General features: G+C 68.2%; 13 protein-coding genes. 10 read left to right on the top strand and 3 right to left on the bottom strand.

The genetic code is table 11. From position 1 onward, the window contains the following. Positions 1-15 precede the first annotated feature (15 nt). Genes BHS09_RS06560 through BHS09_RS06585 form a run of 6 tightly spaced genes read left to right on the top strand, consistent with a single transcriptional unit; the run spans position 16 to position 5,309 of the window. Positions 16-1,338: a TIGR02270 family protein gene (locus BHS09_RS06560; protein ID WP_140797469.1), complete on the top strand. Its 1,323-nt coding sequence runs from the start codon at positions 16-18 to the stop codon at positions 1,336-1,338. After that, positions 1,335-2,453 (top strand): hypothetical protein, encoded by a 1,119-nt coding sequence (locus BHS09_RS06565; protein WP_140797470.1) that lies wholly within the window; start codon positions 1,335-1,337, stop codon positions 2,451-2,453. Before BHS09_RS06560 ends, BHS09_RS06565 begins: the two co-directional genes overlap by 4 nt. Further along, entirely contained in the window at positions 2,450-3,316 is an 867-nt protein-coding gene (locus BHS09_RS06570; protein ID WP_140797471.1) for an AHH domain-containing protein, read from the top strand. Before BHS09_RS06565 ends, BHS09_RS06570 begins: the two co-directional genes overlap by 4 nt. A gap of 12 nt (positions 3,317-3,328) precedes the next feature. Continuing rightward, complete coding sequence (locus BHS09_RS06575; RefSeq protein ID WP_140797472.1) at positions 3,329-3,913, top strand: imm11 family protein; 585 nt, start codon at positions 3,329-3,331, stop codon at positions 3,911-3,913. Between the two features lie 12 nt (positions 3,914-3,925). Beyond that, on the top strand, positions 3,926-4,510 hold the full coding sequence (locus tag BHS09_RS06580; protein ID WP_140797473.1) for an imm11 family protein: 585 nt from the start codon (positions 3,926-3,928) through the stop codon (positions 4,508-4,510). Between the two features lie 16 nt (positions 4,511-4,526). Continuing rightward, entirely contained in the window at positions 4,527-5,309 is a 783-nt protein-coding gene (locus BHS09_RS06585) for an immunity 49 family protein (protein WP_140788260.1), read from the top strand. 45 nt (positions 5,310-5,354) lie between these two features. Here BHS09_RS06585 and BHS09_RS06590 read toward each other — a convergent pair whose 3' ends face one another. The 3 genes from BHS09_RS06590 to BHS09_RS06600 all read right to left on the bottom strand — a co-directional run bounded on the left by BHS09_RS06590 (position 5,355) and on the right by BHS09_RS06600 (position 7,778). Beyond that, a complete protein-coding gene (locus BHS09_RS06590; protein WP_140788262.1) occupies positions 5,355-6,140 on the bottom strand; it encodes a hypothetical protein in 786 nt (261 codons plus the stop codon). Between the two features lie 91 nt (positions 6,141-6,231). Then, on the bottom strand, positions 6,232-6,936 hold the full coding sequence (aat, locus tag BHS09_RS06595; RefSeq protein ID WP_140788264.1) for a leucyl/phenylalanyl-tRNA--protein transferase: 705 nt from the start codon (positions 6,934-6,936) through the stop codon (positions 6,232-6,234). 11 nt (positions 6,937-6,947) lie between these two features. Further along, a complete protein-coding gene (locus BHS09_RS06600; RefSeq protein WP_418763988.1) occupies positions 6,948-7,778 on the bottom strand; it encodes an LEA/WHy family protein in 831 nt (276 codons plus the stop codon). A gap of 68 nt (positions 7,779-7,846) precedes the next feature. On the opposite strand from BHS09_RS06600, the gene BHS09_RS06605 reads away from it, so the two are divergent. From BHS09_RS06605 to BHS09_RS06620, 4 genes are all read left to right on the top strand, one after another. Next, positions 7,847-8,485 (top strand): hypothetical protein, encoded by a 639-nt coding sequence (locus tag BHS09_RS06605; RefSeq protein ID WP_140788268.1) that lies wholly within the window; start codon positions 7,847-7,849, stop codon positions 8,483-8,485. 111 nt (positions 8,486-8,596) lie between these two features. Next, complete coding sequence (locus BHS09_RS06610; RefSeq protein ID WP_174258666.1) at positions 8,597-8,791, top strand: hypothetical protein; 195 nt, start codon at positions 8,597-8,599, stop codon at positions 8,789-8,791. Positions 8,792-8,921: 130 nt separating this feature from the next. Further along, positions 8,922-10,937, top strand: coding sequence for a TonB-dependent receptor plug domain-containing protein (locus BHS09_RS06615; RefSeq protein ID WP_140797474.1), 2,016 nt, complete (start codon positions 8,922-8,924; stop codon positions 10,935-10,937). 37 nt (positions 10,938-10,974) lie between these two features. Next, complete coding sequence (locus BHS09_RS06620) at positions 10,975-11,634, top strand: HmuY family protein (RefSeq protein ID WP_140797475.1); 660 nt, start codon at positions 10,975-10,977, stop codon at positions 11,632-11,634. Positions 11,635-11,647 lie beyond the last annotated feature (13 nt).

The following is an 11,647-nucleotide window of genomic DNA, read 5'->3' on the forward strand; positions in this document are numbered from 1 at the left end:
AGGGGGCATGACGTGATGAACCCGTTGCCCCGGCACCTCGCGCTCCCCATCTCCTGGGAGATGCTGGCGTCACACCTCGACGAGGCGGGATTCCTGTGGCGGCAGTGGAAGCGTGCCCTCGTGGCGCCGGACCATGTCCTCGATGACGTAGCAGGGGTGGAGGCGCGACTCCTCGCCCATGTGGATGCGCTCGTGCTCGCGGGGCGCAAGGCTGCGACGAGGCTGCTCGTTCCCGCCCTGGCCGAAGCGGATGAGCCGGGGAGGGTGGAGTGCGCCGCGCTCGGGCTGCTGCTTCAGGAGGAAGCCCTGGAGGCGGCTGTGCGGAGTGTCCTCGAGGTGCTCCAGGCGGGGGAGGAGGGCCCGCGCGCGGGCATCCAGGCCGCGCTCCTCTGTGCCGGCGGACGGGGGCTGGAGTCATGGCTGCGGCCCATGGTCGACGCATCGCCTCCGCCTGGAGGACTCGCGACACTGCTGGAGATTTTGGGGGCGTGGCGAGTGGACCCTGGGCCGGCGCTGGAGGCGTCGCTCACGCATGAGGCCGCCCAGGTGCGGGCCGCCGCGTTTCGCTGCCTGCGCTCCTGGCCCGTCCGGTTGTCCGAATCCACGCTGGAGTTGGGACTGCGCTCATCCTCCGCCGAGGTTTCTGGCGCTGCTCTGGAAGCAGGGCTGTTGGCGGGAAGTCGACTGGCGTGGTGGGAATGCCGCCGTCAGGTCTTGGAGGGCGGGCCGCATCGCCAGATGGCCCTGCGAGCGCTGGCCGTGGCGGACGGGCCGGACGCCCAGAAGTTGCTGCTGGCGGGGCTGGGAGACGCTGCCCGAGGGACGGAGACCTTGAGGGTGGTCGGCCTGGTGGGGACGGTCGAGGCTGCTCGGGCCTGCCTGGAGGCGATGCGCGAGCCGTCATGGGCGCCCCTGGCGGCGGAGTCGTTCTCGCTGGTGACAGGCATGGAGGTCCCCGCGGTGGCTCCGGGCGTGGAGTCGGGCGACGAGGAGGCGGCCGTGGAGTTCGCGCCGGAAGCAGACCTCCCGCTGCCGGATGTGCCCCGTGTGGAGGCGTGGTGGGCCGAGCACGCCCCCCGGTTCAAGCCGACGGTGCGCTACGTGCGGGGACTGCCTTTGGGACCGGTGTCGTTGCTCGACGCGTTACGAGAAGGGTCGATGTATCGCCGCCGGTCGCTCTGGTGGGCTGTGGCCCTGCGGACCCGGGGTGCACTGGGGTTGGGCGTGGGCGCTTGGACACGGACCCAGCGCGCGGAAGAGGACGCCGCGAGGCGCCTGCCGCCAGCGCGTTTTGCCCAGTCGCTGGAGGGGAGCTTGGGCGCGTGGGGTGGGGCATGAAGGTGTTCGTCGAGGCTCTGGGGATGGCCTCATGCCTGGGGCCGGTGATTCCCGCGTGCGCTGCGTTCCGGGCCAATCTGCTGCGCCCCTCGCCGTCTCCCGACGTGGACGTCGCCCACCCCGGTGATGAGGCACCTCGGCCCGTGACAATCTGTGCGCTCCCGGTGGCGACGTTCGGTTTCTCGGGCGTCGGCCGACTGGTGGTGCTGGCGTGCGAGGTGCTCAAGGATGTGGGCACTCGCGTGGACCTGCGGGGCCTCGGGCCGGAGACCGGCGTCTATCTGGCGCTGCCGGACCCGTGGGAGCGAGGCCTGGACCTGGGCGAGCCGGATGCCACGGAGGCGCTGCGAGTGGAGGCGCTGGGTCGCCGTGTGTTGGAGGCGAGCCTGCGGAACATGGGCCTGGAATGGCCCGGGCCCAGGCGCTTCTTTGGCGGTGGGCACGTGGCCTTCGCGAGGGCGCTGCATGCGGCCCAGGCAGCGCTGCGGAACGGCGGGCTTCGCTCGTGCCTGGTGATGGGGGTGGACTGCCTGGTCGAAGAGCCGACGCTCCATGCGCTGGCGGATGGACGACGGTTGAAGACGCCGGAGCAGCCTGTGGGCTTGACGCCCGGTGAAGCGGGCGCGGCCTTGTTGCTGACCACCGAGAGGCCAGCGCAACGTTCGATGGGCGAGCCCCAGGTGGTGTTGCACGCGGTGCGGCTCGGAGAAGAGCCGCACCCAAGGGGCTCTGACAGACCATCGGATGGACGGGCGCTGGCGGCATGTGCCGAGGCGGTGCTCGCAGCCGCGGGGGGCCTTCGTGCCCGGCCGCTCCTGGTGAGCGACCACAACGGAGAAGAGGGAAGGGCGCGGGAGTGGGGGATGGTGTTGCTGCACCTGCGGGCGTTGGACGCCTCGCTGGGGGGGCTTCAGGCCTGGTATCCCTCCATTGGCTTTGGGGACGTGGGGGCCGCGATGGGCGCGGTCAGCGCTTGTGTCGCGGTCAGAGGACTGCAACGCGGCGATGCGCCTTTCTCCGTGAGCCTTGTCTTCGCCAGTGCGGACGATTCCGGCCGAGGCGCCGTCTTGATAGGAACCACTGCTGCGCATCCGTCCAGAGGAGCTCTGCCATGACAACCGGTGACACCCGGCACAATCCCAATACGGAAATGGCCCGCAGGCTCAATGGCATCTTCAAGCGCAGCCTGGATCGGAAGGACGCCGCCCGGGCCGCGGCCAAGGAGGAGGCGAAGAAGAGCAAGCCGAAGAAGAAGGCGGAGCCCGCTCCTGACGGACATCTGGACCCCAACGCGCCGCTGAATGGGGTGCTGGCCAAGGGTGATAACTATGCCCGCCGAGGTTACACCTACCTCAAGGCCCAGGACGGCCGGGGGGTGTACCGCAACTTTGACCATGCGCACCTGCGCGAAGTCCGGGACATGGTGAAGGAGCGGGCGGAGTTTCCAGGGGGGCCGAAGGAGAACTTCAACCCTACGTACACCCAGCAGTATCCGTACGCCTGGGAAGCTCACCACATGCTGCCGGGCTCGGCCTTCTATTACATGATGAAGGACGGCAATCCGGCCTTCACGTACAAGCAGCTTCGGTTGTTGCTACTGTCCGAGTACAACATCAACCACGGGCACAACATCATCAATCTCCCCGCCGAGGACTGGGCTGTTCCGGTCCATGCTCTCATCTGCCATCCGAGCGACCACGAGTCCTACACGATGCGGGTCATGGATGAGATGCGGAAGGTGTCCAAGCGTCTCCAGGAAGTGATTGATTCAGGAGAGCCTCACGGCGATCTGCCTGAGTCTGCCTTTGCCGCTCTGAAGAAACTCGAAGAGCAGTTTTGGAATTTCCTGGTCAGGCTGAGCCGGCAAATAGTGGCGGCCAAGGTCGCGGGTGTGCGGTATGTTGGCGCGGGCGCCGAGCATGTTCGATACGCGAACAAGGATGGTTCGGCCCACTATGAGTGGGGAAGTCTCTGGTAGAAAGGTGAACGTGTGAGTTATTGGGTTCTCAAGGCCGAGTCGGCGGATGGTGCAATCATCGATGCACTGCCCGAGGGTAGCCCTACCAACTGGAAGTTCAGTCGGGGTGAGCCGCTCGCGCGACAGTTCCCAGCCGGGGGGAAGGTGTCGTTTTCGGACCACTTCCCGGATCGACGCAAGCTCTACGACTTCGTGCGAAACACCGTGGGTGTTTTACTGGTGTCATCACGTGTGAAACAGGTGCTGGAAGACTTGCAGGTCGATAATGCGGAGTTCCTTCCGGTTACCATGTGTGATCATCAGTGGAGTCCAGTCGCCGAGGGGTACGGAATCCTCAATGTGCTGGGCTCTCAGGACGTCATTGACTTGGAAAAGTCAGATTGTGACATTGACCCAATAACGAAGAAGGAAGTGACTCGCGTCGGCAACCTTGTTTTGACTCAAGGGAAGATCGAACCGAAAGCCGACATCTTCCGCGCCCGCAACATGATGGAACTTATTCTTGTCTCGGAGCGGGTCAAGATTGCCTTTGAACAGGCTGGCTTGACGGGCTTCAAGCTCCATGTCGCCGAAGGCTTCGACGACATGTTCGCCTAAGTGTTCTCTGTGATGGATTATTGGGTTCTCAAGGCCGAGTCGGCGGATGGTGCAATCATCGATGCACTGCCCGAGGGTAGCCCTACCAACTGGAAGTTCAGTCGGGGGGAGCCGCTCGCGCGACAGTTCCCAGCCGGAGGGAAGGTGTCGTTTTCGGACCACTTCCCGGACCGACGTCAGCTCTACGACTTCGTGCGAAACACCGTGGGTGTCTTGCTGGTGTCATCACGTGTGAAGCAGGTGCTGGAAAACTTGCAGGTCGATAATGCGGAGTTCCTTCCGGTTACCATGTGTGATCATCAGTGGAGTCCAGTCGCCGAGGGGTACGGAATCCTCAATGTGCTGGGCTCTCAGGATGTCATTGACTTGGAGAGGTCAAAGTACCGGTTGGACCGCATCACCAAGAAAGAGATTGCCCGTTTGAACAGGATGGCAGTGGCTTCGGAAAAGGTCGACCCGAAAGCCGATATCTTCCGCGCCCGGAACATGATGGAGCTCATCCTGATTTCGGACCGGACCAAGCAGGCCTTCGAGCAGGCGGGGCTGACGGGCTTCAGGGCCCATCCCGCCGAAGGCTTCGACGACATGTTCGCCTGAACCTGGAGGAGGCTGCGTGGCAAAGCTTGCGGCTCTGCGGGAGGACTCCGGGCGGGCCATTCTCCAGTTGATGCGTCAGGTCGAGCCCACAACGAGCCGGGACGTCCTCGTGCGGACCGTGGATGAGCTCTGTGTCCACTTCCACGTCGTGGCCGTGGCCACCCTGCTCGTGGATGGCGACCCGCAGGGCTTCTTCCTGAACCTGTGCCGCGCCGCCGAGAACTGGAGGCGATTGCTCACGCATTGCCGCCTCAAGCAGTGGGCGCTCCCTGCTTCGCGACACATGGATCCTCTGTTCGGTGCCATCGCGGCGGGACACTGGAGTCTGGCGCGACAGGTCGCGGAGCTCTCCGAGACGCGGTGGCTTCCGGACGAGGAGTACCGCTCCGAGCATGCACGCGCCCAGCTCTTCCAGGCGATGGTCTCGCCCGGTACCAGGGACGTCGTCATCCCGAGGGTGGAGGCGATGGAGGGACTGGGGCTCGAGACAGAGACGGACCGAGCCGCCTGTGCCCGAGCCCTGCTCGATGGTGACGCAGAGGCCTTTTCCGAGGCGTTCAAGCACGCGGTGCTCGTGCATGGAGAGGACATCGAGAAGCGCGCGAAGCTCTTCACGACCCCCGTGACGCGCTTCGCGCCGAAGCGAGCCATTTGGCTGGAGGGGCTCGCCCTGCTCAGGCTCTCCGAGCGCGCGGACATCGCGCGCTACGACGAGCACTTCCGGTACTGCCCTCCGCTGGCCCGCACGCCCATGACGTCTCAGTACGCCGGGGACTGGGTCGTTTCGCTCGGTCCTTGAGCGCCGCGGTGCGTCCCCGCCCGCGGCGCCACCCGAGTGGAGCGGCTACAGCTCCCGCGACTGCTCCACCTTGCGCTGCTGGTCGCGGACGGCCAGCTCCTTGGACAGGTAGGGCTTCAGCCTGAGGCTCGTGTACGTGAGCGTCAGGCTGCGCGCCCCGGGCTCCTGGCTTCCGCTGAGCAGCAGCCCCGTCTCCTTGTCATCCCACGTCCCCTGCAACAGGTATTCGTGGGCCGCGAGCGCTGCATTCGTTCTCGCGTTGGCCTCCATCTGCCGGCCGAAGTTGTCCACGGCGGGGCCACCAGGCTGCTCGCCCGAGCGCCACGCGTGGTAGTTCGCGGAGGCCTCGGAGAGGTTGTTGGCCATCTGCGCCAACGCCAGGCGGCCCTCCGCGTCGCGCGCCGAGTCCTCCAGGGACGCGGGCTTGCCGTACTTCATGGTGAGCAGCTCCGCCACCGAGTTGAAGTTGTCGCGGACGGCGCCCGGCGCGTGGAAGTGGAGGGTGACTTCGGCCAGCTGCCCCTGGGCGAACACGTAGTAGGCGTCCGCGCGGCGGCCCGCCACGACGTCGGCGACGTGCACGTCCCCCCATTCATTGATGACCCGGGCGTGGAAGGGGAGCGCGGACATGGCCTCGTCCTTCGTCATCCCCCAGCGCGTGTCTTGGAAGCCTGAGCTGCTGCGGTACTGCTCCCGGGCGACCTGCTCGCGCTCGACGTCCGCCAGCCGGATGGCGTCGCGGCGTTCGAGCAGTGCCTGGTGCTTCGCGGACGTGCCGCAGGCGGTGGTGGCGAGACACAGCGGCAGCAACAGGGCGGAACTCCATCGCATGGGCGGCTCCTCTGGCGGTGGCGTGGGACCGTGACGGCCCGCCGCTTCCGATATTCAAAGGGGCCCGCGCCATTTCGAAAGCGCCGGGCGCTCAGGGGCCGGCCGCCGAGCCTTCCGTCCACGTCCCGCGCCGGGTGGGCTCCTTCAGCGCCCGGGCGAGCGCCGAGAGGAAGCGCCTACGGGGCCAGTTCTCCGCGCCGAAGCGGGCCAGGTGTTCAGTCTCCACCTGGCAGTCGATGAGCTGGAAGCCCCAGCCCTGGAAGCGCTCCGCCGCGGTGACGAAGGCCACCTTCGAGGCGTCCGGGGCCAGCGCGAACATGCTCTCTCCAAAGAAGGCCGCGCCCAGGGACACCCCGTACAGGCCGCCCTTCAGCTCGCCCTCCGCCCACGCCTCCACCGAGTGCGCGAAGCCCGCCTCGTGGAGCGTGACGTAGGCCTCCATCATCTCCTCGGTAATCCAGGTGCCCGTCTGTCCGGGCCGAGGCACCCGGCTGCATTCGGTGATGACGCGCCGGAAGGCGGTGTCGTAGCGCACCTCGTAGACGCCGCGCGCCATCGTCTTGCGCAGCGAGCGGCCCACGTGGAGCTTGTCCGGCGACAGCACGAAGCGCGGGTCCGGCGAGTGCCAGAGGATGGGGTCTCCCTCGCTGTACCAGGGGAAGATGCCGCGGGCGTAGGCGGCCAGCAGTCGCTCCGGACGCAAGTCACCGCCGACGGCGACGACGCCGCTCTTGTCGGCGCGCTCTGGGGGCGGGAAGAGCTCCGGGTGCTCGTCACTCAACAGGTAGATGGGCACGGCATGCCACTCTACCGGGAGACGTTCAGCTTCACCTCGCCCGTGAGCGAATAGGGCACGCGCAGCAGCGGGCCCGTCACCTCCCCCGTCACCCCGTAGGGCAGCAGCCCCTTGGAGATGAGCGCCTTCACCTCCGGGCCCCAGGTGTCCTTCGTCACCGTCAGCTCCACCGGGTATACGCCCGTGGCGGACGCGTCCACGGTGTCCGCCTGCGCCAGCGTGCCGCTGTCCAGCGTCTTGCCGGCCACCGACGCCGTCCACGTCAGGCCCTCCAGCCGCAGCGGGAAGGGGTTGGGGTTGCGCACGCCCAGGCGGAGGTTGAGCTGGACCTCCTCGGCCGAATAGCGCGCCCCGTCCAACTCCTCCACCACCACCGTGGGCAGCCGGGGCATCCGCGCCGTGCGGCTGGCGGCGAAGGGAATCGTCTGCTCCTGGCCTCCCGAGCGCACGACGAGGGTGCCGCGCAGGGCGAGCAGCAGCGTGCCTTCCTGGGCGCTCAGCCGCGCCAAGTCGTCCGCGTTCTTCACGTAGGGCGCGCGCTCCTCGAAGGAGAGGTCCATGGGCTCGCCGGGCGTCAGCGCCACGTCCAGCTTCGCGGTGCCCGTCTTCACCACCTGGCCGTCGGCGACGAGCTCGTAGTCGGCGCGCTCCACCACCCCCTCCCCGGGGCTGGTCACCTGGGCCTCGAAGCGCAGGGTGGCGTCGGTGAGGCCCTGGGACGCGACGACGGTCCGCTGGGCGGTGAGGACGGCGGGACTGGAGGGCCGGGTGGGGGCGGAAGCACACCCCGCACAGAGGGAGAGCACCACGGCCAGTCGGAACATGGGCGATGGCAAGCGCATGACGCTAGACAATGTGGCCACCCCCAGGAGCCCTCTCAAGGGCTTTTCCGCTAGACTGTCCACCAGCCGTGGCCCGACGCCGCCCCAACTTCAACAAGACGCTCCGCTCCCTCATCCGGGACATCGCGGCGAAGATGCCGGAGTTCGGGCATGTGAAGGCGGGCCGCATCCTCGTGGTGGCCGGTGAGGCCCGCCGTGCCTCCCGGGGCACCGTGAAGCCCCTGTGCTTCCGGGGTGGGAAGAGCACGGACCGCACCGGACGCCGCAAGCCCATCATCCGCATCCGGGGCAAGCGGATGCTGTACTGCGTCACCCTCCGGCCGCTCTTCTTCCGGGGGTCCACCGCGCAGGCCCGCGTGGAGACGGTGATTCACGAGCTCTTCCACCTGTCGCGCCGCTTCGACGGGACGCTGCACTCCGGCCGGCGCCATGCCGTGCTGGGGCGCAACTTCTCCCGCAAGCTCAAGCCGCTGGTGCGCCGCTACCTCAAGCTGTGCCCCCCGGAGTTGCTGGCCGCCATGGCCCACTCCGGCGAGGTGAGCATCCTCCAGTGGCTGGAGCGGCCCGGTCCCGCCTACCACCCCGGCAGTCCGCGCCGGGTGCGGAAGGTCTACACCGAGGACCAGCTCTACTCCGGTGTCGCGCGCATGGTGACGCCCAAGGTGCGTCTGTCTCGCGACACCTCCGCGCGCTCGAAAGTTCACTGAGCGGCGCACTACCGCACACCCTGATTCGCACAGGGGCGGTTTTTCCGCCAATCATTTGACTTTGAAAATCAGTATCAATATCGTCGCCGCCGTTTCGAGCCAGGAGCGGTGATGCGCGACGGTTGCCACGGTGAAGGCGGGGCGGAGGAGCTGCGCTGCATGTGCGGCAGCCTGCTGGCGCGGTTGGTGCCGGAGGGCGTGGAGCTCAAGTGTCGCCGCTGCCACCGGACGCAGGTGGTGCCCCTGGAGCGAACGCCGCCGGGAGGCCGTGGTGGTGGTGCGCAGGTGAGCGGCTCAGGCCGCTGACGTGTGCGTCGTTCCCGGGCCACGCAGGCCCGGTGCAGTGAGGTCTTTTCCTGAGGCCCGAGGCCCTTGAGCCCAGCGCCCTACAGGGCCTTCCGCGAAAGGCCCCCGGCCTTGCGCCGGAGGACGCAGCATGGCGTGGCGTGGGTGTTTGCTCTTCGTGGCCTGTTCCATGCCGTGGACGGCGTGGGGCGGTGGCAGTGAAGCGCCTGCCACGGAGGTGGCTTCCAGCGAGGCTTCCACCGCGGAGGCTCCGCCCGATGCACAGGTGGCCCAGGCCGATGCGCGGCCGGAGCCCGCGTCCGACGGGGAGGAGCTGCCGGAAGCGCGCACGGTGGTGACGGCGTCGCGTTCGCCGGAGCGGCTCGAGGATTCGGCGGTGGCCACGGAGGTCATCACCCGCTCGGACATCCTGGCCAGCGGGGCGCGGGACGCGTCGGAGTTGCTCGCCGCGCACCCTGGGCTCCAGGTGGTCCAGACGTTCGCGGGCGCCACGGTGCAGCTGCAGGGCCTGTCGCCGGAGTACGTCCTGGTGCTGGTGGACGGTGAGCGCGTGGCCGGCCGGGTGGCCGGAAGCGTGGACCTGTCCCGCCTGTCCACCGAGGACATCGAACAGGTGGAAATCGTGAAGGGCCCCTCGTCGGTCCTCTACGGCAGCGACGCGGTGGCGGGCGTGGTGAACCTCATCACCCGCCGTGCCCGCCGTCCGCTGGGCGCCGAGCTGCGCGCCTCCTACGGCTCCATGCAGCGGCTGGAGCTGGACGCCACCGGCGAGGCGAAGGGGGAGAACTGGGGGCTGCGTCTGAGCGGCGGTCTGGCGCGGCGAGACGCGTACCTCCTGGACCCGACGAGCATCGGCACCACGGGCAGCAGCCTGGATGGCATCGACGCGTCCGCGGGCGGTGACTTGCGCGTCAGTGAGGGCACGGCGCTGCAGGCCAACGCCACCTATGCGCGGCGGGTGCAGCGCGGCGTGGACGTGGGCGTGACGGGCGCCATCTTCGACCGCGCCAGCCGGGATGACTCGCTCTCCGTGCGCCTGTCTCCCCGGTGGACGCTGTCCAACAACGCCTCGCTGCGCGTGGATGGCGCCTATGCGTGGTTCAACCGGCGCTACCTGAGGGACCAGCGCCGCTCCAACGCGCTGGACACCATCGAGGACACGCGCGAGCAGCAGGGCCGGCTGGGCGCGCAGCTCGACGCGAAGGTGGGAGACGCCCACGCCCTCGTGGCGGGCGCGGAGCTGCTCGGAGAATGGCTGCAAGCGGACCGGTTGGGCGAGGACGGCACCGGCCAGCGCGCCCGCGCGTCCATCTACGTGCAGGACAACTGGACCCTGGTGCCGCGCTTGAAGCTGACGCTGGTGCCGGGCGCGCGCGTGGACACGGACACGCAGTTCGGCACGGCGGTGACGCCCCGGCTGGCGGCGCGCATGGACCCGACGTCCTGGCTCACGCTGCGCGGCAGCTACGGCTGGGCGTTCCGGGCGCCGGGCTTCCAGGAGATGCTGCTCGACTTCGAAAACCCCAGCGTGGGCTACCGGGTGCACGGCAATCCGGACCTGCGTCCGGAGCGCTCGCGCAGCTTCAACCTGTCGGTGGAGGTGAAGCCCGCGGAGTCCTCGCTCCTGTGGGTGAGCGCCTTCCAGCACAACCTTCAGGACATGATTGGCGTCTCCACGGAGATGGTCGGTCCGCAGCAGATCTTCACCTACGTGAACATCGCACGGGCGCGCGTGCGCGGCGGCGAGCTGGGCGTGCGTCAGCAGCTGCCTGGCCGCATCTCCGCGGAGCTGGGCTACACGCTCACCGACGGCCGTTCGGAGGAGACGGGGCTGGCGCTGGAAGGGCAGGCGCGCCATCGCCTCACCGCGCAGGCCACCTGGCGTCACCGGGCTTCGGGCCTGGATGCCTGGGTGCGCGGCGCGCTCGTGGGGCCGCGTCCCTTCTACCCGGACACGGACGGTGACGGCGTCGCCAACCCGTACGACGCGAAGACCTACGTCACCGTGGACGCCCGGCTGGGCTGGCGCATGCGCGAGGAGCTCCAGTTCTTCGTGTTGGGCACCAACCTCGCGAACGCGGGCAACCCCACCGACCTCCCCATTCCCCCTCGCGCCATCCAGGCCGGCATCTCCGCCCGGCTCTGACGCTTCCTTCCACCTCTCACTCTCTCAAGGAGTCCTCATGTCCCGTTTCTCTCCCCGCTCATCCTTCCTGGGCCGCGCCGCCGCCGCCCTGCTGCTGGCCGGTTCCCTGTCCGCGTGTGGCGATGACCTCGAGCTGCCACCAGAGGACCCGCCGACGGATGGCTCCCACGTGAAGCACATGGCCAACGATGACGGCTCGTACACCACCACCGTGAACGCGATGAGCAGCGCGGACTGGATTGGCCTGGACCTGGACAAGGGCGCGCAGGTGAGCGCCTCCGAGGACAGTGTCTGGGACCTGGCCTTCAACCGCTTCAACGTCCGCACCCGGGGCGGCGTGAGTGGTACCGGCAACGTGGCGGTGGCGGTGCTCCTCGAGACGGACTTCGCGGCGGTGACGCAGGCGCCGGCGGACGGCTACGTCGCGGATTCCGAGGACGGCCCGGACCGGGGCGAGGACCCGGACAGCGCCTTCCAGCAGGGCGACGGGTGGTACGCCTATGACATGACGACGCACGCCCTCACGGCGCGTCGCAATGTGTACGTCGTCCGCTCCGACGCTGGTGACTACTTCAAGGTCGCCATGCAGTCCTATTACGACGATGCGGGCACGCCGGGGATGTTGTCGTTCCGCTGGGCGAAGGTGCCTGGCCCCGCCTCCAGCGGCAGCGCCGTGACGCAGCCGTCCTCCTACTGAGCATCCTTCCGCT

The sequence above is a fragment of the Myxococcus xanthus genome (genome assembly GCF_006402735.1).
In the GTDB taxonomy this organism is placed as follows: Bacteria; Myxococcota; Myxococcia; order Myxococcales; family Myxococcaceae; genus Myxococcus; species Myxococcus xanthus_A.